Origin of the sequence: Thermogemmatispora sp. (genome assembly GCF_019683635.1) — a bacterium.
GTDB lineage: Bacteria > Chloroflexota > Ktedonobacteria > Ktedonobacterales > Ktedonobacteraceae > Thermogemmatispora.
In genome coordinates this window covers 1-22759 of sequence record NZ_JADGIA010000075.1, presented here as the reverse complement: position 1 = coordinate 22759, position 22759 = coordinate 1, and the positions used below count along the sequence as shown (strand labels likewise).

Here is a 22759-nt window from a genome sequence, read left to right as displayed (position 1 = left end):
TGGGGGTCCTGCGCCCATTTGCCGATGATGTCGACGGCGAAGTTGAAATACTCGGGGACGTCGATGTGGAAGGTGCGCCGCTCGACTTCGTAGTCGACCATGTTGGGGGTTCGCGAGACGGTCATTGTGAAGCCTCCTTTGTGCTGTAGAGCGCTCCTCCGACGGCGCCGTCAGAGGTGTGGGCTACTGCGAAACGCTCGTGCTCTCTTCTCCTATCATACCATACGCCAGGCGAGAGGATATAATGGAACCTGATCCTTATTGTGGGCTGTTCCCTGGCCCATTTATTTATTGGGTGTATCAGTCCGCGACAACGAGGAGGCACTTTGCAACTCTACGTCTTTTTCACTCCCGAGACGATTTTGCCCGAGCGGGCCCAGGCTGGCGATGTCTACATCGTGATTGATCTGATTCGCGCGACGACGACGATGACGGTGATGCTGGAACGGGGCGCGAGGCGCGTGCTGGTGGCTGAGTCGATCGAGCAGGCGCGGGCAGGGGCCGCTTCCCATCCCGGGCGTGCCCTCTGTGGCGAGCGCAACGTGCGCCGCATTCCTGGCTTCGATTATGGAAATTCGCCGCGCGAGTTCGCCCAGCTGGACCTGCAGGGCCGTGAGCTGATTTTGACGACAACGAATGGTACCCGCGCTTTCCACGCCTGCCCACCTGAGACGACGCGCCTGGCCGGCTGCTTCCGCAATGCCCACGCCGTGGTCTCGGCGGCGCTGAAGCTGGCACGTGAGCGCGAACGCGATATTGCTCTGGTCTGCGCCGGTGAGTTTGGCTACTTTGCTCTTGATGATGCGGTCTGTGCCGGCTACCTGGCCGCCGAGCTGCTGCGCCTGGCCGGCACCGGCCACCAGGAGGCTGGTTCGGGAACCGCAGTTCTGGCCCCCCACGGCAGTGCTCTGGCGGCGATCGCCATCTATGAGGCTTATAAGCCCCCGCGTGTGCTGGAGTATAGCGAGTCGTCTCTGACGGTGCTACGCGCCGGTCTGGTCGATGATCCTCCTTTCTGTGTGGAGATCGATCGGAGCAGCGTGGTGCCGGCGGTCTCCGGTCGCGAGCCGGAGACGGGCCTGTTGATCGTCGAGCCGCTAGCACTCTGAATCTCTGATTTGCTATGTGAAGTAGCTGGCAGATGATCCGTTCTTCCAGCATTGCTCTGGCGCCGGGCCTCCCGGGACCTTCTCCTCGACTGCGAGGCTTGAGGCCAGCGGAATGATGGCCCGGCGCTCTAGCCGTGAGAGACCAGTATTTCTACTGAAGCCGCCTGGCGCCTGCTCTCCCACACCGGCGTTTTACCTCATGCTCAGGTCGCTTCTCACCGCTTCTGAAGCCTCACCGCGCTCTTGCTCGCTTGCCTACAGCCCTCTGAGGCTGGCTGACACTCTCTCGCGGGTTGATCCGTGTAGAAGATGACATCGGTAGCGACCCAACAGCGATCGGAGTATCTTCAACAGTAGTGGCAAGCAGCCGCGTCATTGTCTATAAGGTAGCTCTAGCGACAGGAGGAGAAAGTTCAGATGGTAACGGGTTTTGTTTTGGCGAGCGTGCTGGGCACGCTGTGGGCTTGGATTGTCTGGATCATCATCGGCGGCTTAGCCGGAGCGATCGCCGACCGCCTGGTGCAGGGCGATCAGCTTGGCATTCTGGGCAATATTATCGTCGGCATCATTGGCGGTCTCCTGGGCGGCGCGATTCTGGGCGCCCTCGGCATTACGGTCAGTGGCATCTTCTGGACGTTCGTGACGGCCCTGCTCGGCGCGATCATCCTGCTGGTAATCGTCAAGGCCGTGACCGGCGGGCGGGGCCTTGGTGGCAAGCGCCCAACCGCCTAGTGAGTCTTTTGCTCTTCGTCTCCTTTCTTCGGCATCTCTGTCTGCCGAAGTCTCCCTTAGCGGGCTAGCAACAGATGCTAGCCCGCTTTTGTTCGAGGAGAGATGTGGTCGGTCAGGCTTAGATCGTCTGCTCCTCGGCGGTCCGCTGAAACTGCTCAGCATAGAGGCGGGCATAGAGTCCTTGCTGCTGCAGTAATTCCTCATGGGTTCCGCGCTCGACAATCTGCCCTCGATCCAGGACAAGAATGGTGTCGGCGGCCAGAATGGTCGAGAGCCGATGTGCAATGGCCAGGGTAGTGCGCCGGTGCATGAGCGGCTCCAGAGCGGCCTGAATGAGACGCTCGGAGTGGGTGTCGAGGGCGCTGGTGGCTTCGTCCAGGATCAGGATGCGCGGATCTTTAAGGATGACACGGGCGATGGCGAGGCGCTGCTTCTCACCTCCAGAGAGCTTGTAGCCACGCTCTCCAACCAGGGTATCGTAGCCGTCATCTAGCTCCATGATGCGGTCGTGAATGGCAGCGGCCCTGGCGGCGGCGATCATCTCTTCCTCGCTGGCCTCGGGCCGTGCGTAGAGCAGATTCTCACGGATGGTGGCGTTGAAGAGGTAGGTTTCCTGGGTGACCATACCGATCAGTTCGCTGAGAGACTGCTGGGCGATGGTGCGAACGTCGTGACCGTCGATGCGGACGCTGCCTTCGTCAACGTCATAGAGGCGGGCGAGCAGATAGGTGATGGTGGTTTTGCCGGCTCCGCTTGGTCCGACAAGGGCCACCAGCTGACCCGGCTCGATGGTGAAGGAGATATGGCTGAGCGCCGGACGTTCCTCGGACAGCTCTCCAGCCAGGACCGCCGCTTTCCCGCTTCGCTTCTCGCCATTCTCCTCCGGCCCCGCTTCGGCTGTGCCTTCAGACGTTTCACGTCGGTAGCTGAAGGAGACGTCTTCAAAGCTGATGGCACCACGCACCTGCTCGGGCTTGAGCCAGAGGGCATCAGGCCGGTCCGCGATCTCGATCGGCAGGTCGAGATATTCGAAGATACGGTCGAAGAGGGCCAGGGCGCCCTGGATGTCGACTTGAATGTTGAGTAGCTGGCCAACCGGGAAAAAGAGCCGGCTCTGCAGAGTGGTGAAGGCCACAATGGCGCCCAGGGTAATGGCCTGGTGCGGGTCAAAAATGGCCTGCAATCCGGCGACAAGGTAGACGACTGCCGGTGTGATCGAGAAGAAGGTGCCCACGAACATGAAGAACCAGCGCCCGATCATTTGCTGGCGAATTTCGAGATCGGAAAGTCGCTGGTTCTCCTCTTCAAAGCGCTGCTGGGCCAGCTTCTGCCGGCCAAAGGTCTTGATGAGCAGGATGCCGCTGACGGAAAGGGTCTCTTGCATGAGGGCGCTGAGAGAGGCCATGCTCTTTTGCGTTTCTTTGCTCGTCAGGCGGCGTACGTTGCCTACTTTGTAGGTGATCCAGAGGAAGAGCGGCAGCAGCCCCAGCGAGATGAGGGTGAGGAGCGGGCTGATAATGGCCATTGCAATGATGGTCGAGAGGGCCGTGGAGATGTTGGCGACGATGCTGGTGGCGGTGCCTGTGACGATGTTCTCGATACCGCCGACGTCATTGGCCAGTCGCGATTGAATTTCTCCGGTGCGGGTGGCTGTGAAAAAGCGTAGAGACATTCGCTGCAGATGGGCATAGAGGCGATTGCGAAAGTCGCGCATGACACGCTGCCCTACCAGGTTGCTGAGATAGCTCTGGCCTACGCCGATGACTCCGCTGACAACCGGCGTGATGAGCATGATGCTGACGAAGATGATGAGCAGCGTCAGATCACGCTTGCCAATGGCATCGTCAAAGATGAAGCGGATCATGAGGGGATTGATTAATCCCAAAAGGGTTGTCGCGAGGATAGCTATGAGCATGAGAGCCACTTGCCCTCGATAGGGCCGGAAGGCCGCTATGACCCGACCCAGCGTTCGCCGGTCGGTCTTGCGCCCCTTGCGCCTCTGCTCGTCGAGATAGACCCCCAAACCACTACCCATGCTGTGACCGTGTACTGCCATCGTTGTTGCTACTCCCTGTTGCTTCTCCGTCTGAGGTTGTGCGTTGGTTGAACAGGCCCCTCTACTCCCTTGCTGGCCACCGGCCTGCCGTATTGGGAGAGTATAGCACAGGGACAGACCACCGACACTGGTCAGGAGAACAGTTCTGCTTGTCTCGGTTGTCGGTCTCTGTTGCCTCGTTCGATCTAGGGATGCTGTTGCTTGTCTTGTGTATCATTACACAAGCTAACTACAGGACCTGGCAAAAGGTCCTTTTGTTTTCTAGATACCCTACTTTTGTTTGATAGGATCTTGCCAGGTTCGTCTATATAGTAGCAACATGAGGGCAGGCCAGGGCGAGGCGGCCCGCTTCCTCTGATCAGTGCCTGCTTGCCATGAGCGCCTCGACCTGGCTGCCTGTTGCTTCTGGGCATAAGCAAGCAAGCAAGCAAGATCTCGACGAGGGCAAAGGCACGAGCCGCTGCTCGCCACCTGATCAGAGGCAGGCTGGCAGGAGCAGAGGCTCCTGCAGTGGTAGAAGGAAGGACGTGGTATATGGCTAGGAGGGAAACGACCCCTGATGCGTGGCAGGATGGCCTGCAGCGTGCTGGAACTGGTCAGGGTCGGCCAAGACTGCAGAGCCGGGCAGCCGTTTGATCGGCTGTCGCAGCTCAGAAGGCTGACCGAGCACCCAGAGCCAGCACCTGAACCTATCCCCAGGACCTGCGACCGTGCTTTCTCCTGGTCTCTTCGGTGGGTAAGTCTGGCCATCTCATTTATGAACGCAATTTTTTACATTGATTACTTTGATGCATTGCCCCCCGCTTGCCTAAAGCAGGGGTCCGCGATGATTTGATTTGCGCACAGCCGAGGGCAGCCTCGGGCCGGCCTATGCGCTGACTTCAGTGTCTGAGCGCTTTCCTGATGCCTCATCTTCTACCTGCCTTCCAGGCCAGGCGGAAGGCAAGGCAGGAGCAACCTGGCATCTCGGACGGTCCGAGCGCTGCGTGCAGTTCATAGCCAGTGACACCGCACCTATGCATGTATTCATGGTGAGAGGATGCGCTGGTTCTGGTAGAAGAAGGTCACATCATGGAGTTTCCACAAACCATCAAAAACATCGTGGTTTCTCGGGCCATTCACGCGCTGGAGCAGATGGGATATTTCCACCAGGACGCTTCAGCCGAGGGAGAAGGCAACTATGACATTACTGGGCGCGGCAGCGCTGAGGAGGTGGTTCTGCTTGAACCTCTCCGCGCAGCCCTGCAGCGTTTGAATCCCGAGGCCAGCGCGGAGCAAATTGCCTATGTCTGCGCCCTCATGACGCGCAACCGCGATGCGCAGCATCCGCTGGCGGCGAATTACGAAATCTATCATCTCCTGCGCGAGGGTGTAGCACTCAGCGATGAGGGGCCATCAAACGCTCTCCCTAAAGCTCAGCCGGGCCGCCGACGCCCCAGCGGCCTGGCTTCGGTTTCGACTTCGCGGAGGGAGGTCGGCGCTTCATCAACCCTGCGCCTCGTCGACTGGCAACATCCCGCCGCCAACGACTGGCGATTGATCTCGAACTACTGGGTGCAGGGGCGCTGTGGCCAGCTCCGCCTTCCCCTGGTTGGTTTCGTCAATGGTCTCCCGCTCCTGCTGTTTGTCATCGGCATCGAACCACTGGAGCAGCTCTATCAGCGCTATCTGCATTGCTATCGCAGTGAGCTGCCGCAGCTCGTATGGTATAACGCTCTTGTGCTCCTCTCTAACGGTCCTTTGAACCGCGTGGGTAGCATTGACAGCCTCTGGCCGCAGCTTACTCCCTGGAAACGCCTTGCGGGCGAAGATGAGCCAGAGGACTGCTCGCTAGAGACAGCGCTCTATGCCACCTGTCAACCTGAGCGCTTACTTGATCTTGTCGAGCACTTCACGCTTTTCTCCAGGACGCCGCGGCCCGGTAAGATCGTCGCCCGCAATCATCAGTACCTCGCGGTGAATACGGCCTATGCCCGTCTGCGCGAGGCCGGGGCTTTACGAGGTCGACTGGGGCTGCTCTGGCAGGCACACGGCAGCGGTAAGAGCTATACGCTGGCCTTTCTTCTGCAGAAGGTGCTGCGTCAAGGCGATGAGCCAGGGCCAACCTGTCTGTTGGTGACTGGCCACGAGGATCTCTGGCGACAGCTCGTGCGCTCGCTAACGGACTGGGGCCTGCTGGCGAGAGAGGCGAAAGCGGGCGCGATGCCCGTGACGACAGCTGGTGAGCTGCAGCGCTTGCTGGAGCAGCCTACCTCGGGCCGTGCTCAGTCGGGCCATTCCGCTCCTCTCTATTTCGCTCTACCTTCGGCTTTCGAGAGCACTGAGCCGCTCTCGCTGCGTACGGATCTGCTGGTGCTTGTCGACGAGCTGCAGACCTGCACGCTGGAGCAGCTGCAGCGGATGCGTCAGGCGCTGCCCGCCGCGGCCTTTCTCGGTCTAACGGCAACGCCCTGCCGCGAAGATCAGGAGCCGGCACTGCGCAGCCTCTTCGGTCCCTACCTCAGTGGCTATTCCTGCGCTCAAGCGCTCGCTGATGGCGCTATTCTGCCGGTCTACTACGAGGATCGGAGCGCCTTGCTGGGTGCGCAGACGCCGCTTGGCTTCGCCGAGGCCATGCAGCAGCTGGCTGAGGCCGCCGGCCCCTGCAGTGAGTATCAAGAGGAGCTGGCTCAACGCCTGCGCACTCCCTACGCCCTGCTGACCCATCCCGAGCGCCTCGATCTGGTGGCTCGCGATCTGGCCGAACATTGGTTTGCCCGGGGCTATCGCGCCAAGGCCCTGGTGCTGACGATTGATAAGATCACTGCCGTGCGCCTCTATAACCGGGTGCGTTCCTTCTGGGAGCGCATGCTGCGCCGGCTGCAGCGGGAGCGAGATGAAACTTTCGACTGGCGTCGTCGGGCTGTGCTGGACGAACGCCTGGCTTACTACAAGCCAACGGAGATGGCCGTACTCGTTTCTCCCTCGCCCGATGACTATCGCCGCTTTGCCGACTTCAACGATACCCCGGGCCGCGTCTATTGTGAGACGGTCGAGATCCGTTCCCATCACGAGCGTTTGCACAATGAGGACCTGGTCGCTCGCTTCCACGATGCGAACGATCCGCTTCGTCTGGTCTTTAGCTGCGATCCCTGGCTGGCAAGCCTGGCCGCCCCCGCGCTGGCGACGCTCTATCTCGATCGTCCTTTGCAGGGTCCAACGCTGCTGGCCGCCCTGACTGCCGTCAACCGTGTCTATGATGACGAGAAGGTCTGCGGTCTGGTGGTCGACTATATCGGGCACTGGCCGCTGCTCTCTACGTTGCAACAGCGCTACGCCCGGGCCGCTGAGCGCGTGCTCCCCCAGTCGTGGCGTCTCCGCCGCCGAGCCAGCCGCGAAGCACACGAACCGCCCGTTGCTGAGGTCAGCGCCATTCAGGAGAAGCATCAGCTGGTGGCGGAGCTGGAGAAGACGCTCGGGGAGACGCTGGATTTCTGTGCCCGTCATGGCGTCGAGGTCGCCGCGCTGCTGGCCGCCAGCGAGGAGCGGCGGGCGGATGGTGCTGCTCGCCAGGCCGCTGATCGCTTGCTCAAGGGGAACGATCTGCGTCAGTCTTTTTTTGCCCAGGTGAAGCGTATTGAGGCGCTCTATGCAGCCCTGCAACCCGACGAGGCGGCGCCACGCTTCAGCGGAGCGGTCGAGGCGCTGGGATTGGTGGCCCGCATTATGCGCCGCGCGCAACACTGTCGCAGTCTGGACGAGCTGCTCGATCGTCCGCAGGCACTGGCGGGGCTGTTAGCCGAAGAGAGTCCGACCGCGCGTTACGGAGGCAGGAGCAGGATGGAGGCCGCGGGCAGCAGCGGTAAGCCCTCGCTGAATGCGCTAGACTTGCAGCGCGTGAGCTTCTCGCGCCTGGCGACGCTGCTCAAGAAGAGCCGGACGCCGCTGCTGAAGGCTGAGCAGTTGCGCAGTCTTCTGGCCTGGAATCTGCAGCTCATGAGCAGCCATCAGCCGCGCTACGCTGAAGCGCTGGCACATCTGGAAAAGCTGCAATACAAGTATGAGAGCGGTCAAGCTCCCTGGGAGGAGTATCCTGCCGATCTGCTGCTCTTTGTGCGCTCCTTGCTTGACTCGTCTGCTGCAGGCAAGCTGCAGTCAGAGGAGAAAGCGGCAGGGTCGCACTCGCGACAGCGCTCCGGCAGCGCCCAGCCCGGCGAGTCCACTAAGGCAGATAGCGATCGCCCCCCAGATCGGCGTGGCCCGGCCAGGCCCTCAGCGGAGCACTGAGGACGGCACACCACGCCGGTCGGTGTTTTCCTCTCCTTTCTCTGGGTAAGCCGCTCGTCGCGCCCACCAGGTCCCTCTCTCGACCCCGGCAGGCACGGCGGGCGGCTTCTTTCCCTCTCCTGGCCGTTCCTCCCCTTGCTTGGGCCAGTGTTAGTGCATGTGCTCAATGCCGCGGGCTGGTCCTTCCAGTAGCAGGAGGCCATAGATGCGGCGCTCAACAGCCTCGATAACCTCCTTGAGGATGATGCTGGCCTCGCGGTCGCCAGCTACCTCAGCCAGGCGCTCGTAGGTCTCATAGGAAGGGGCAGCGTCGCGCTCGCCGGCTTGCAGCGCCTGCGCATACTCCTGGGCCAGCTGCGCCTTCAACTGCTCAATCTCCTGGTCTGTTTCTGGCTGCTCAACACGACGTTTCTCCTCATGCCATTCTTCGCTGCCAGACATGGCGTTCTCCTTCCTGCACTGACGCTGGCCCGGCTCAGTCCGGCCTCCCGACCTGACCTGCACCGCCGGCTCAGCTTTGTCCGCTAGCTATATAGCAGATGGGCCTATGATTTTAATGCTAGCGTATAGAGATAGCTTTTATAGCTATCTCTATAGAGCTTACCTCTACAGTGTATACCACGTTGTCACTGCTGTCAAGTCTGGGAATCTGCTACACTCCCTCTAAGGACATGGCTATAGGGCACTGGCATGATACGTCTGCGATTAAGAGAGATAGCAGAACAAAAGAACATCAGTATGAGTCAGCTAGCGAAGCTAGCAGATGTTGATTACCGAACCGTGCGAAAAATTTTCCGCGATCCGAGCGCTATCATAGACTCGGACACCTTAGACAAGCTTTGTTGGGCCTTAGAGGTGACTCCGGCTGAACTCATCGAGTACAAGCCTACAGCGCCTTTGATCTGGCAGAAGCGGATGGGGCTGGCGGGGGAGGAGCAAGAACGGCACCAGGTAGAGGAGGAAGAGCAGGAGAGCGACCGCAAGCCGCAGTAGAGGTACGATCTGAGCCGAGCCGTGAGCAGCAGCAAGGAGAGTGGAGATGGCGACGCCGATAAAGCTCTTCTACGTCTATGCGCGTGCTGACCGCCCTTATCTGGAGCGGCTAGAGCAGCACCTGGCCCTGTTACAGCGTCAGGGTCTGCTGGCGACATGGCACGATGGTGCTCTCCTACCGGGCAGTGACTGGCGGCGAGTCATTCGCCAGCAACTGGAGGAGGCCCAGCTCATTCTCTTGCTGATCAGTCCTGCCTTCATGGCCTCCGACTACTGCTACGGCGTCGAAATGCAGCGCGCCCTGGAGCGCCAACGGCTCGGCCAGGCGCAGGTTGTGCCGATCCTGTTGCGGCCTGTCCTCTGGGAAGGTGCCCCTTTCGCCCATCTGCAGGTTCTGCCGGGCAATGCCCGGCCCATCTCAACCTGGGCCAACCAGGACGCCGCCTTTGCCGAAGTCGTCGGGGGACTGCGGCGGGTTATCGAGCATCTGATGGAGCGGGCCGATCAGGACGTGTATAATAGAGCACAGCAGCACGCACACAGAAGGGGGTCGTCGTCCATGTCCACAGAGGTCCTGATCAGCACACCTGCCGCGCTCACGCCCGCCCTGCTTAAACGCGCCATCGAGCGCTACCGCAAACAGCTCCGCTCTTACGAGGGCTTCGCCAGCCACGAGCTGGCCCTGCGCACCGCCTTCCAGCGGCTGTTAGAGGAGACCGCCAGCGCCGTCAATCTCAAGCTGATTCCTGAGCAGACCCTACCCAACGGTCTCCGTCCCGATGGCGTCCTGCGCGACGTCAACGAGTTCTTCATTCGCGGCCTCTGGGAGGCCAAGGCTCCCCACCTCGACCTCGAACGCGAAGTTCAGCGCAAAATTGAGGCGGGCTATCCCCTGCGCAACACCCTCTTCGAGAACAGCCGACGGGCCATCCTCTATCAGGACGGTCAGCGCCTGCTCTTCAATCTGGACGACGACAGCGAGCTGCGCGACCTCCTGACCCGCTTTCTGACCTACAGCGAGCCACAGATCGCCCGCTTCGAGGCCGCCGTTGAGGAGTTTCAGGACCGCATTCCCGAGCTGGCGGCCCGTCTCCTGCAGATCATCGACCAGGAGGCCAGCCAGAACCGCGCCTTCATCGCGGCGCTTAACGACTTTACCGCCCTGTGCCGCAGCACTCTCAACCCCCAGATCAGCCGGGCCGAAATCACCGAAATGCTCGTGCAGCACCTGCTCACCGAGCGGCTTTTCCGCACAGTCTTTGATAACCCGGATTTTGTCAGTCGCAACGTCATCGCCGCCCAGATCGAGCAGGTCATTCGCGCCCTTACCAGCCGGGCCTTTAATCGTCAAGATTTCCTGCGCTCGCTCGATCACTTCTATCTGGCCATTGAGGAAGCGGCGCGCAGCATCCGCGACTGGACCGAGCGCCAGCGTTTCTTGAATACCGTCTACGAGCGCTTCTTTCAGGGTTTCTCGGTCAAACAGGCCGATACGTACGGCATCGTCTACACGCCGCAGGAGATCGTCGACTTCATGGTTGCCAGCGTCGACGAGGCTCTGCAGCGCGAGTTTGGCTGCTCGCTGGCCACGTCCGGCGTCAAGGTCCTCGACCCCTGTACCGGCACCGGCAATTTCGTGGTCAATATCCTCAAGCGCCTTCCCCGCAGCGCTCTGCGCCAGAAATATACCGAAGATCTGTTCTGCAATGAGATCATGCTGCTCCCCTACTATATCGCCTCGCTCAACATCGAGCACGCCTACTACGAGCGCATGGGGGAATACGAGCCGTTTCCGGGGATCTGTTTTGTCGACACGCTGGAGCTGGCTGAGCGCGTCCAAAGCAACGGCGGCACGGTGGTGACCCAGCCGCGGCTCTACTTTGTTGAGGAGAACACGCAGCGGGTGCTGCGCGAGAAAGAGGCCGAGATCATGGTCATCATCGGCAATCCGCCCTACAACGTCGGCCAGAAGCGCGAGAACGAGAACAACAAAAATCGCCCCTACCCGCTCCTCGACCAGCGCATCCGCGAGACCTACGTCAGGGATTCCCAGGCCTCTAACCGCAACATGCTCTACGATGCCTACGTGCGCTTCTTCCGCTGGGCCAGCGATCGCCTGGGGGGCCGCGACGGCGTCGTCTGCTTTGTCTCCAATAACTCCTTTATCGACCAGTTTGCCTTTGATGGCATGCGTCACCATCTCCTGCAGGACTTCACCCACATCTATCATCTCGACCTGCACGGCAATGTGCGCCGCAATCCCCGCCTCTCGGGCACGACTCATAATGTCTTTGGCATCCGGGTCGGCGTTGGCATTACTCTGGCGATTCGTTCGTCGCGTCATCGCGAGCGCCGCCTCTTCTACTACCGCGTCCCCGAGGATTGGCGCAAGGAGGAGAAGCTGAGCTTCCTGCGCGAGAAGCGCAGCATGGGGCAGATTCCCTGGCAACAACTGCAGCCGGCCACGTCCCGACGCTGGCTGGATCAGGCGTCAACCCCCGAGTGGTCCTCTTTCCTTCCTCTAGGGGCGAAAGAAAGCAAGCGCGCTGGTGTCAGCAGCCGGACTATTCCCGTGCTTTTCCTCTCCTACTCTAGTGGCGTGAAGACTAACAGGGATATCTGGGTCTATGACTTTCAGCAGGCGGCACTGGAACAGAAAGTCAAGCGCCTGATTGAGACCTACAATGGTGAGCTTGCCCGCTGGCAGCGGCGCACCGATAAAACTCTTCCTCTTGATCGCTTCTTGATCAACGATGAGCGCCAGATTAAGTGGAGCAGCGACTTGAAAATGGCTCTGCAGCGTGGCAAAGCAGCCGCCTTTGATCCGAGCCACATTCGCCTCAGCCTCTATCGTCCGTTCACCAGGCTCTATCTTTACTTTGACTCTCTACTGAATAACGGTGTGTATTTGCATCCTGCTTATTTCCCCACACCAGCCAGCGAAGAGGAGAACCGCCTCATCTGCGTCCCTGGACCGGGCAACCGCAAGCTCTTTGGCTGTCTGGCTACCAACCACATCGCCGATCTCGATCTGGCTTTCGAAAAGATCCAGTGCTTCCCCTTCTACGTTTACAGCGATGATGGCAGTCGGCAAGAGAACATCACCGATGCCGCCCTGGCTCTCTTCCAGCGCCACTATGGTCCCGAAGTCAGCAAATGGGACCTCTTCCACTACACCTACGCCATCCTGCACCATCCTGCCTACCGCGAGCGCTACGCCGAGCAGCTCAAGCAGGAGCTGCCGCGCATTCCCCTGCTGCGCCGCGACGAAGCCTTCTGGGCAGCCGTCAGCCTGGGCCGGCAGCTCCTCGACCTGCACATCCACTACGAGCAGGTCGATCCCTATCCTCTGCGCGAGATCGAAGACGAACGCTTCACCTACCGCGATAACCGTCGCATCGAGCGCCTGCGTCTCAGTGCCGACCGGCGCACCATCCAGGTCAGCCCCGGCCTTACCCTGGCCGACATACCGCCGGACTGCTTCCGCTACGTGCTGGGCAACCGATCGGCCCTGGAGTGGGTCCTGGAGCAGTATCAGCTCCGGAGCGACCCGCACAGCGGCATCGTCCTTGATCCCAACCGGCCCGCTGACCCCGACTACATCGTCCGCCTGCTCAAGCAGGTCGTAGCCGTCAGTCTGCAAACGCTGACGCTGATAGGAGAACTCGAAGAGGCGGTCACCCCCGAGGACTGGCAGGGCGCCCTCCCGTCGGCGTGACCCTGAACCGACGGAACTAGCGCTTGACGATCAGGCCGACGGCTTCTCACCGATTGTCAGGAAAGCCTCCCAGCGCCGACTGCGCACCCGCTCCGAGCGACGACGCAGCCCGAAGCGCTCCAGAGGAATCTGCTGGCCGAAAGGTGTTGCTGGCAGCTCCTCTGTCGTCAGGCCCTTCGACTCGTCGCGCTCCACGCGTACAACGCGCCGCCCCTCTTCGCGAGGAGAAGAGCGCGGATAGAAGCCGTAGACCAGGAAGTGGATCAGCAGCAGCACAGGCTGCAAGAGACCGACCGGAAGCAGATTCGCCCCCTCAACCACCACCAGGCGCCCGCCTGGACGCAGCACGCGCGCCACCTCAGCAATCGTATCGGGGTCAAAGATATAGTTCGAGGGGAAAGTACTGACCACCGTATCAAAGGAGGCATCAGCAAAAGGGAGATGCTGGGCCTCGCCGAGCAGCACCTGACCTGGCTGACCAACCCGGCGCCGCTGCAAGGTCGCGCGCGCTGCCGCCACCATCTCCGGCGAGCGCTCGACCGCCATGCAGCGATAGCCCTGCTCACACAGATCGGCCAGCAGATCGCCCAGGCCACAGCCCAGCTCCAGCACGTCATGCCCCACCACGCGCGGCAAAACCAGCCGCTGCCAGGTCCGCCACTGTCCCGCAAAAGGCACCGTGCTGGCAAAACGATAGAGGTAGCGATTGCGATAGAGCGTCTCAAAGAGTCCCTGCTGCAGACGCCCTCTCAGACTCACAACTCACCCGCCTTTGGAAAAATCTCCAGCAGATCGCTCAAATGCTCGATCATCAGATCGGGCTTGTACTCCTCCAGATTGCTTGCCAGCAAAGCCAACGGATCGCTACCCGGCCCCTGCACTGTCGAGAGCACATAATCGTCATCGGTCACATGCAGTCCCGGAGGCAGATCGGGCGGAAGATCACTGGCCGCACTCACAGCCGAGGGAGGAGCAAAGGCTTCTTGATGTCCGAGCGAAGCGCTGGCGCTAGTCGCACCGGGCGCCACAAGTCGGGCCTGCAGCGCCTCACGTACACGCGGCTTCGGCTTCCAGATCGCCAGCAACCCGAGGCGCTTCGCCCCCACAATATCGGAGCGCAGCGAATCGCCGACCATCGCCGCCTCAGTGGGGGAGACATTGAGCGCACGGAGCGTATGCAGAAAAATCGCGGGGTCGGGTTTGCGCACCCCCAGATCAGCGGAAATAGCGATCGTAGCGGGATCGAAGTATTCAAAGAGGCCAAAGGCCCGCAAATCCTCTTGAAAAGGAGGGCCTCCCCAAAGACGATTGGTCACCACCCCAAGCAAGAAGCCGCGCCGGCGCAACTCTGCCAGCGTCGAGAGCGCATCATCGTAGAGCAAGCGCGAATCGATAATGCGCACACGCAGCGCCTCAAAGAGAGCCGCCCCAAGCTGTCGATCGATCTGGCCCCAGCCCAGCTGAGCGAGCGTCTCCATCGCTATCTCGGCCCCATCCGGCTCATGGCTGGGATCACGCCGAATACGCGCCCGCGTCTGCGCATCAAAGGCGACGCGCAACGACCGGCCCAGCGTCACATCATCCTGATCTGGGAGGCTGCACGACTCCAGATGCATCCGTAGGAGGGCGATCGCCTGGCAATTAGCCGCGAACTCCAGGCGACGCCAGGTCTCTTGATCCTTCCGGTACCAGAGCGTATCGCCAAGATCAAAGAGCACGCAGCGAATGATGCGTCCCTTCACAAGCAATAACCTCAAGTAGCTCTTCCCTTGAGCGGGGGTGCGGGCCGCCTCCCTCTCTCTTTCCCACCGCTGCCGGCACAGTCACCCGGCTCGCCTCATCGCTCCTCACTGGCTAGAGAGCAGCCAGTCAGTCCGCTGCCTGATAACGCTCCTCGCCACGCCTGCCACGTTAAGTGTTAGCTAGCAAACACTTACAGAGCAAGCAAGAGGACCAGCGAACACCCAAAAGCAGGAACGATGAACAGACAGGGGCAAAGGAGACGGCCCACCCTTGGCGGCTCCCCGCCTTAGCTAGCGCTCGCTCTCCTCAGCTTTGGAGAGGACATCATCGGCGAGACCGTACTCTACCGCCTGCTGCGCAGAGAGGTAGTAGTTGCGGTCAGAGTCCTGCATGATGCGCTCCACCGTCTGGCCGGTGTGGCGCGAGAGGATCTCATAGATGATGCGGCGCAGGCGCAGGATCTCGCGAGCCGTGATCTCGATATCGGCAGCCTGGCCCTCGGCACCGCCCAGCGGCTGATGGATCAGCACCGTTGAATTGGGCAGGCAGAAGCGCTTACCCTTGGCCCCGGCGGCCAGCAAGACCGCCCCCATGCTCATGGCCATGCCCACACAGACCGTCGACACATCTGGCTTGACCCATTGCATGGTGTCGTAAATCGCCAGGCCAGCATAGATGCTGCCACCAGGGGAGTTGATATAAAGGTAGATGTCTTTGGTCGCGTCCTCGCTCTGCAGGTAGAGCAGCTGAGCTACCGTGACATTGGCTACCTGATCGTTAATGGGCGTCCCCACAAAAATGATGCGCTCCTTCAACAGGCGCGAGTAGATGTCCCACATGCGCTCGCCGCGCGGGGTCGACTCCACAACACCGGGGATGACGCCTCGCGGCTCTAGAAATTCCCTGGACTCCTTAATCCACTTAGGGTCCCGGGGGTTGAATACCGCTCCCATGTTTGCTCCTTGTGATCTCGTTCAGTTCTTGCTACCGAATACTTCCATAAGAAGAAGCGGCTCGGATATCAGAGCCTCTGCACTTCCTACTCTATCATTCGTTGATCATCGTTGACCTATGACTTGCCAATCCAATCGCTCAAGCGCAGTGCCTCCCTCCAAACCAGCTCAGATCTGGCGTCGCCTGTGCAACGTACACAGGCCCAGGCCCGGCCCCCATGCGCAGCACCTGGCCTCAGCTCTCTGTTGGCCAGGCACTCACAGCAAGGCCGCGCTCTCTGTCTGTCTATGCCATCTGTTGTCTTTATCATATCCTATCTGCCTGCGAACCGCAAGCAGCGAGGTCGCCGCTCCAACGCCCGGCCCAGCCCAGGCAATCTTCCAGCGCTCTCGACCGACACTCAGTCAGTCAGGCAGTCAACCAGTCAACTTCTCATGTCAGGCGCCAGAGCGTCTCGGCATACCAGGCTTCACCAAAGCGCCAGCCGCCGTAGAACAAGAGCGCCGGCTCACCAGTCGCAGAGATCTGGCCATGATAGGTAAAGAGAAAGGAGCGCAGGCTCTCGGCACGCGCCGGCAGCGGGAGCAGACGCTCTACCTCACGGTCCACTGGCTTCCGCTGCTTGACCTCCTCCAGCGGAATACGCAGGCAGGAGAGAAAGCAGAGTTCGGGATGAGGAGTTGCCAGATCGTAGACCAGGCCCAGACAGAGCTGGCGGGCAATGTCTTCGTCCTGCAGGCCGGTCTCCTCGCGGATCTCACGCAGTATAGCCCCAAAGAGGTCGGGCTGCCCCGCGCTATTGCGGTCACGCTCGCTCTCACAAAAGCCGCCAATGACATGATAGCGTCCCTCGTAGACATCCACACCGCGCCGCTGATCAAGCAGGAGCTGACCGTCGGCAGTCTCGATCACCGAGCAGACGGCCAGAGGATTGCTCAGTTCGCGTCGCCCACGGCCCCGCGCAAAGCGCATATCGCGGCTCGCCACATACTCTTTGTAGCTGGTGGCTCCTAGCGCCAGCGAGAGGCGTCCGTCAAGACCTACCTCCCAGTCAACCAATCGATAAAGGGCGCCATCGTAGAGGGTTGCTCCACGCTGCTGCATCTCTTGCAGCTTCTGACGCCAACATGCTTCAATGCATTCCTCGTCAGTGCGGGTGCACGGCATACGCAGGCTCTCATCGTAGCTGACGAGGAGCCGCTCGGCATCGAAGCAGCCGCGCACCAGGATCTCGAATTCACGCATGGCTCGCCCTGCACTTCCAGACAGTATCTGATGGGAGAATTACCAATAGAACCAGACGATCATTCTGACGCCATCGTCGCCGTAGTTCGCGGCCAGCGCCTCCATAACAGCAAAGGTCACTGTCCAGCTCCCGCGAGCATCCTTACGTCGCAGGCGCTCGGAGCGGTAGATTCTGCCGTTGATTTCCCACTCCTGGCCTTCCGGCCAGGTGCAGGCGCCGAGGACCCCACTCGATCAACGAGTGGCCGACAGCTTCGGCGAAATTCTTGTCCCAGGCGGCTTTGCCCTCAAAGATGAGGCTGCCATCCTCAGCGCGGAGATACCGGTGGATACGGGCATCTGGCAGCTCTGCCGGCTCTTCCCAATCAATAGCCTTGATCTCGGCCCAGGTGATCCAGCTGGTACCAAAGGCCCCATCGCCCCAGCGCTCATACTCTGCCTGCACCTCGGGCGAGACATCCTCGGGCAGGCCGCGCCCCTGAGCGACCGGGCGAAAGTTGGCATAATTCTTGACACCGAAGAGACAGCCGAAGGCATCGTAGTTACGGTCATGAAAGAGAAAGCGCAGGCTGGTGGCTGGTCGCCAGGGTGTGGCCTCGCTTTTCAGGAGAAAGAACTGGCGGCACTCGATCCAGCCTGTGATATCGACACCCATTACGATCTGCTCCTTGCGTCAATGCATCTCGCTCTTTGCACTGACAGGACGCTACCCCCAGCTGGCTCACTTGGGCGGAGGGGTGGCAGCGGTCTGCCTGGCAGGTCAAAGCAACTACTCCCATTCGATGGTCGCAGGTGGCTTCGAGGTGATGTCATAGACGACCCGGTTGACGCCGGGCACCTCATTGACGATGCGATTGGCGACACGGGCCAGCAGATCGTAGGGCAGGCGGGCCCAATCCGCGGTCATAAAGTCCTCGCTGGTAACGGCACGCAGCGCCACAACCTGGGCATAGGTGCGGCCATCGCCCATCACTCCGACGCTGCGCACGGGAGTGAGCACGGCGAAGGCCTGGCTGACCTGACGATAGAGGCCAGCGCGGCGAAGTTCTTCGATGAGGATAGCGTCGGCGGCACGGAGGGTCTCCAGACGTTGCTCATCGACAGCACCGATGACGCGGATGGCCAGACCAGGCCCAGGGAAAGGATGCCTCCAGACCCACTCTTCGGGCAGTCCGAGAGCCAGACCAATCTCGCGTACCTCGTCTTTGAAGAGCCAGCGCAGCGGCTCCACAAGCTGCAACGTCATCTCTTCGGGCAGGCCACCGACGTTATGATGGGTCTTGATGCGCGTGGCGGTGTTGGCGGTATCACGCCCCGCGCTCTCGATGACATCGGGGTAGAGCGTCCCCTGAACCAGGAAGCTGATCGGCCCCTGCTCCTGAGCCAGGCGCAGAGCCTCCTCTTCGAAGACACGGATAAACTCTTCGCCGATGATCTTGCGCTTCTGCTCGGGATCAGTGATCCCCTCCAGGCGAGCCAGAAAGCGCCGGCGCGCATCAACAGCGATCAGAGGAATGTGGAGATGACGGCTGAAGGTCTCAACAACCTGCTCAGGCTCGCCAGCTCGCATGCAGCCAGTGTCGACAAAGACGCAGGTGAGGCGCTCGCCGATCGCCCGGTGAACCAACAGGGCCGCTACTGCGGAGTCGACACCGCCGGAGAGGGCGCAGATGGCCCGCGCTTCGCCCACGCGGCTGCGAATCTGGGCCACGGTCTCATCAATAACTGAGCCGGAGGTCCAGTCGGCGCGACAATCGCAGACGCGGAAGAGGAAATTGCGCAGGATTTCTCGCCCCTGGGGGGTATGCGTGACCTCGGGGTGAAACTGGAGACCAATCAGGCCACCAGGTCCAGCGATGGCCGCGCAGGGATTGCTCTCGCTACGTGCGAGGACGCTGAAGCCGGGCGGTAGCTGGTCGACGCTGTCACCGTGGCTCATCCACACTTTGAGGCTGCGGCCCTCTCCCGCCATGTCCGTCTGTGCAAGCCCGGCAAAGATCTCGGCAGCACGGCCCTGATCACCGGCAACCGACTGCAGTTCGATGGTCGCCGGCCCATACTCGCGCCGCCCCCGAGCTGGGACGACATGACCGCCGAGCTGATGCGCCAGCAGCTGCATGCCGTAGCAAATGCCCAACACCGGCAGGCCGCTCTGGAGAATGGCCGGATCACAGCGCGGGGCCTGAGCGTCATAGACGCTGGCCGGCCCACCTGAGAGGATAAACCCCCTGATGTCAAGATGAGCTTTCTCACGCTGGAGCTGCTCCAGTGTGGTCTCAGCCGGAACCAGCTCGCTGTAGACATGATTCTCGCGAATGCGCCGCGCAATAAGACGGCTATACTGGGAGCCAAAATCGAGCACTATGATGGCCTGACGGCGCACATGGTTTGACACGAGGCTGCCTTCCTCCCCTTTCATGACCTGGATCAATGAGACTTTCCCCGCTTTATGAAGAAATACGTGTCTCTATTTTACCCCTTCACATTGCTTTCCTGCTATCCCCCTCATGGGCAGACGACCCTTGCCTGATCGCTTGCTGATGACACTGATGAGCTAGCTGCAGGCCGGCAGACGGAGCCCAACCAGGGTAAGGCGACCCCGGCAGAGGACGCCAGAGCCGCGGAGAGCAGAGCAGAAAGGACCGGGGCGCCTGCTCACCAGGGAGGCGCAGCTTTCCCGGTCCCTTGTCGATAGCGACGACGGTTTCCTATGCTCTCTTTGCTTTCAGGTCCGGCCAGAGCCTGGCCTGGCTGGCTACGTCACTTGGGCCTGCAGGCGCCGAGGCTCAGGAGCGCGGCGCCGGTCCGCCTGAGACGTAGATGATCTGCCCGTTGACAAAGCCAGCTTCTTCTGAGGCCAGGAAACAAATGACGTTAGCCACATCCCGCGGCTGCCCAACGCGCCGCACCGGGATGCGCTTGGAGGCTTCCGCGATGACCTCTTCGGGATCAAGCCCCTGCCGGCGGGCAGAAGAACGGGTCATTTCGGTGTCAATGAAGCCAGGGGCGACGGCGTTGGTCGTGATCCCAAAAGGGCCTAGCTCGATGGCCAGGGTGCGCGTGAAGCCCTGCAGGCCCGCTTTGGCCGTCGAGTAGTTGGCCTGTCCGCGGTTGCCCAGGGCCGAAGTCGAGGAGAGAGAAATAATGCGACCGTAGCGCTGCTGCACCATGTGCTTCTGCGCGGCACGGCTGCACAGAAAAGCTCCTTTCAGGTGCACAGCCATAACCGCATCCCAGTCTTCTTCGCTCATCTTGAAGAGGAGGTTGTCGCGAATGATCCCGGCATTGTTCACGAGGATGTCGAGCCGCCCGAACTGGCTGACCGTCTTCTCCACCGCCTCTTCAACCATCGTGTTGTTGGAGACGTTGCAGGGCAGCACCAGGCACTGCGCCCCCAGACGCTCCAGCTCTTGTGCGACCTGCTGGCAGCCCTCTACATCGATATCGACCAGGGCGACCCGCGCGCCTTCCTCGGCCATGCGCAGCGCTGTCGCTGCGCCAATCCCGCGCCCGGCTCCGGTCACAAAGGCTACTCGTCCGTCAAGTCGTCCCATAGTATGCTCCTTTTCGCAATGTGGTGAAGGCGATGTTGGTACAGGTTACGTTAAGTATAGTATATCTTTAGCGATCACCTTCGCAAAGGGGCGGCTCGCTCTCTTCGCTGGTTTTGCTCTGGTGTGCGCACTTCCCTCCTGTCCCAACGCGCCAGGTCCAGGGAGAAAGGCCGCCAGGGAAAAGGGGCCAGTCTCTCCTAGCGCTCAACCTACTGCTGTCCCTGGGGGCGCCTGGCTGGCGTACGCTGGGCCTCCATACAGGTTACCCCCTTTGGGCCGACAAAGGCGCTGTGGCGCGTGCCTGCTGGCAGGATCATACAATCCCCCGGCTCCAGGTCGATAATACCCTCCGGCCCGGGGGTGTCCGGCAGCACGAAGCGGATGGAGCCACGCACACAGTAGAGCACTTTGTCGTAGCTGTGACTATGCACAGCATAGGTATCACCGGGGCCATTAGACCAGCTGTAAGGAGCCAGTCCCTGCTCTTGCATCTTTTGACGCAATTCTTCCTCATCGGGAAGATTCGATCCTTGCCAACGAATTACTTGCATAGCTTGTCCCTCACTTCTTGATACTAAGCTGGCACGATTGTCCCAGCCAATCGTATTTTCAGCAGTATAGGACGAATTTGTAAATAGCCGATGATGGACTGCTAAAAGCTCTGTTAATAGAGAGCCGGCCAGATTGGTAAGAAGGCAGAGGAACAAGCGTGGCCCGCGAAGCAGAGACAAGCAAGCCGGAGTCCGCTCCCCTCGCAGGAGAGAGAGCGAACCCCGGCTGTAATGGCACGCGTGAATGCAGCCAGGTCACTGGCTAGCCAGCAGGCTGATCAGAGAGGGTCAGGCTAGGGCTGATGTTCCTCCTTGGTCTCTTTGGCCTTCTCGCTGGCATGTTGGGCGGCCTCCTTCACCTGCTCGGCGGCCTCGTGCAGCTTCTCGCCGACCTTGCCGAGCAAGCCCTGGGCCTTCCCCTCAACCTTGTCGGCCTTGCCCTCGGCCTGCAGCTGCTCATTGCCAGTCAGGTTCCCCAGCGACTCTTTCAGCCCCCCCTGAGCCTCTTTCGCCTTGCCTTCGAGTTCATCTTTATTCATCGTAGTGTTTCCTTCCTTTCTTAGCTGTCTGATCTCTCCTTGGGCGCAGGCGCGCCGGCCCGAGCAGGCCCACACGCCCCAGCGATCGCCATCTAGCCGATAAGTCGCATGACACGATCAACCTTTTCAGCGGTCACGATAATGCGGATGGCGCGCAGAGGCCACCCACGTGCCAGCGAGGCAGACCAGTGCTCCCCCCAGACCCCACAACAGGCACCAGAGCACCTCTAAGATAGCGGTGCCGGCGTCCAGCGTGGCGGTACCAGTCAGATTGCCCGGATAGGCAGGAATAAAGCTGGTCGGCCAGAGAAGCAGCGAGTAGACAATGCCTCCTACAGCCCCCGCCAGGAAACCCAGGCGTCGACGTACAGCGATTCGCCCAAGAATGAGACCACCGATGAAAGCGACAATGAGCGCCACCAGCCAGGTAATCCCGTAGATGGCGGCTAGCAGCAACGCTACTCGCACGGTGAGCGCATCGCGCATAACCTGGCGATGAGCCTCGTTGAAGAGGCCAGCGTTCACCAGAATAAGGACAACGGTAATCAGGGCCACGAGTACGCCCATAAGCAGGCCGCTGATAAGAGCGTAGCGCACCCCTCGCTCGGGCAAGCGCCCTGGCTCTCGCGCCGGAGCAGCCTCCTGCCTCTTCGCCCTGGCCTCCGGCGCCGATTGTACCGGCTCTACCCGCATGGTCTCCGGCTCAGGAAGCGGGGTCGCCGTAGGTGAGACTCTTGCCTGCTCCGCTGGTCTGTCTGCTCCTTTTGCTGCTGCTTTGAGCTGATGAACATCTTCCATAATGTATTCACTTTCTCTGACCCTTTAGCGACCGGAGTAGCTTCTACTGTCCTCTACTTCTTTCAACCGCTTCGCATCTGTATCCCTTTCAGGCGCAGCTGCGCCATTTAGAGACACTTTTGCAAAGATTCGGTCCGTGTAGAAACACGTGAGATCAGGTGGTCGGGTTTCAATCGTTAACCCCGGCAGCAGTCGCCGCCGTCTCCCACCAGCTACTCCAGGTCAGCCCAGACACAGGGCGGTGGGGCTGGCCTGGGCCACATCACGACTTTATTGACAGCCCTTGGAAAAGCTACCCATAATAGGATCAAGAACATGGCTTGAAAGGATGGTTGCTTACAGAACAGGCAGAAGGGTATGACACCGCCGGAGTTGCTGCCTGGTGCTGGGGCCGTCCCGGGTTCGCCCGCGCCAGGCAGAACAACAATCAGACAGACAGAGCAGACCAGGCCAGGGATCAGGGCCGGGGAGGGAGGGTTATGAACACTTTCTTCTCGCGGT

General features: G+C 60.7%; 17 protein-coding genes. 5 read left to right on the top strand and 12 right to left on the bottom strand.

Translation table 11 applies throughout. The annotated features are described in order from the left end of the window. The first annotated feature begins 326 nt into the window (after window positions 1–326). Together IRZ31_RS10375 and IRZ31_RS10370 are read left to right on the top strand one after the other, a co-directional pair. On the top strand, window positions 327–1109 hold the full coding sequence (locus IRZ31_RS10375; protein WP_297153115.1) for a 2-phosphosulfolactate phosphatase: 783 nt from the start codon (window positions 327–329) through the stop codon (window positions 1107–1109). A 417-nt stretch (window positions 1110–1526) separates the two neighbouring features. Next, complete coding sequence (locus IRZ31_RS10370; protein ID WP_297153113.1) at window positions 1527–1841, top strand: GlsB/YeaQ/YmgE family stress response membrane protein; 315 nt, start codon at window positions 1527–1529, stop codon at window positions 1839–1841. A gap of 118 nt (window positions 1842–1959) precedes the next feature. Here the strand turns inward: IRZ31_RS10370 and IRZ31_RS10365 are convergent, their stop codons facing one another. Beyond that, complete coding sequence (locus IRZ31_RS10365) at window positions 1960–3897, bottom strand: ABC transporter ATP-binding protein (protein ID WP_297153111.1); 1938 nt, start codon at window positions 3895–3897, stop codon at window positions 1960–1962. A gap of 1071 nt (window positions 3898–4968) precedes the next feature. On the opposite strand from IRZ31_RS10365, the gene IRZ31_RS10360 reads away from it, so the two are divergent. Then, window positions 4969–8163, top strand: coding sequence for a type I restriction endonuclease (locus tag IRZ31_RS10360; RefSeq protein ID WP_297153109.1), 3195 nt, complete (start codon window positions 4969–4971; stop codon window positions 8161–8163). Window positions 8164–8313: 150 nt separating this feature from the next. On the opposite strand, the gene IRZ31_RS10355 is transcribed toward IRZ31_RS10360, so the two are convergent. Further along, window positions 8314–8604 (bottom strand): hypothetical protein, encoded by a 291-nt coding sequence (locus tag IRZ31_RS10355; protein ID WP_297153107.1) that lies wholly within the window; start codon window positions 8602–8604, stop codon window positions 8314–8316. Between the two features lie 249 nt (window positions 8605–8853). On the opposite strand from IRZ31_RS10355, the gene IRZ31_RS10350 reads away from it, so the two are divergent. Together IRZ31_RS10350 and IRZ31_RS10345 are read left to right on the top strand one after the other, a co-directional pair. Further along, window positions 8854–9156: a helix-turn-helix transcriptional regulator gene (locus tag IRZ31_RS10350; RefSeq protein WP_297153105.1), complete on the top strand. Its 303-nt coding sequence runs from the start codon at window positions 8854–8856 to the stop codon at window positions 9154–9156. A 46-nt stretch (window positions 9157–9202) separates the two neighbouring features. Beyond that, entirely contained in the window at window positions 9203–12874 is a 3672-nt protein-coding gene (locus tag IRZ31_RS10345) for a type ISP restriction/modification enzyme (RefSeq protein ID WP_297153103.1), read from the top strand. Between the two features lie 30 nt (window positions 12875–12904). On the opposite strand, the gene IRZ31_RS10340 is transcribed toward IRZ31_RS10345, so the two are convergent. From IRZ31_RS10340 to IRZ31_RS10295, 10 genes are all read right to left on the bottom strand, one after another. Next, window positions 12905–13633 carry a class I SAM-dependent methyltransferase gene (locus IRZ31_RS10340; RefSeq protein ID WP_297153101.1) on the bottom strand — a complete coding sequence of 243 codons (729 nt, stop codon included), beginning with the start codon at window positions 13631–13633 and terminating at the stop codon, window positions 12905–12907. Then, on the bottom strand, window positions 13630–14631 hold the full coding sequence (locus tag IRZ31_RS10335; RefSeq protein WP_297153098.1) for an HAD family hydrolase: 1002 nt from the start codon (window positions 14629–14631) through the stop codon (window positions 13630–13632). The genes IRZ31_RS10340 and IRZ31_RS10335 overlap by 4 nt, the downstream gene beginning before the upstream one ends. A 276-nt stretch (window positions 14632–14907) precedes the next feature. After that, window positions 14908–15570 carry an ATP-dependent Clp endopeptidase proteolytic subunit ClpP gene (clpP, locus tag IRZ31_RS10330; protein ID WP_112431066.1) on the bottom strand — a complete coding sequence of 221 codons (663 nt, stop codon included), beginning with the start codon at window positions 15568–15570 and terminating at the stop codon, window positions 14908–14910. 433 nt (window positions 15571–16003) lie between these two features. Continuing rightward, window positions 16004–16816: an NUDIX hydrolase gene (locus IRZ31_RS10325; RefSeq protein ID WP_297153095.1), complete on the bottom strand. Its 813-nt coding sequence runs from the start codon at window positions 16814–16816 to the stop codon at window positions 16004–16006. 142 nt (window positions 16817–16958) lie between these two features. Beyond that, window positions 16959–17471 carry a hypothetical protein gene (locus IRZ31_RS10320; RefSeq protein ID WP_297153093.1) on the bottom strand — a complete coding sequence of 171 codons (513 nt, stop codon included), beginning with the start codon at window positions 17469–17471 and terminating at the stop codon, window positions 16959–16961. A 114-nt stretch (window positions 17472–17585) separates the two neighbouring features. After that, the gene (guaA, locus tag IRZ31_RS10315; protein WP_363325659.1) at window positions 17586–19235 is read right to left on the bottom strand and encodes a glutamine-hydrolyzing GMP synthase; all 1650 of its coding nucleotides are present in this window, start codon (window positions 19233–19235) and stop codon (window positions 17586–17588) included. A gap of 367 nt (window positions 19236–19602) precedes the next feature. Further along, entirely contained in the window at window positions 19603–20370 is a 768-nt protein-coding gene (locus tag IRZ31_RS10310) for a beta-ketoacyl-ACP reductase (RefSeq protein ID WP_112431061.1), read from the bottom strand. Between the two features lie 209 nt (window positions 20371–20579). Beyond that, entirely contained in the window at window positions 20580–20921 is a 342-nt protein-coding gene (locus tag IRZ31_RS10305; protein ID WP_297153088.1) for a cupin domain-containing protein, read from the bottom strand. A gap of 293 nt (window positions 20922–21214) precedes the next feature. Then, on the bottom strand, window positions 21215–21460 hold the full coding sequence (locus IRZ31_RS10300; RefSeq protein ID WP_297153086.1) for a CsbD family protein: 246 nt from the start codon (window positions 21458–21460) through the stop codon (window positions 21215–21217). A 126-nt stretch (window positions 21461–21586) separates the two neighbouring features. Next, window positions 21587–22258 (bottom strand): YrzE family protein, encoded by a 672-nt coding sequence (locus tag IRZ31_RS10295; protein ID WP_297153084.1) that lies wholly within the window; start codon window positions 22256–22258, stop codon window positions 21587–21589. Between the last annotated feature and the right edge of the window lie 501 nt (window positions 22259–22759).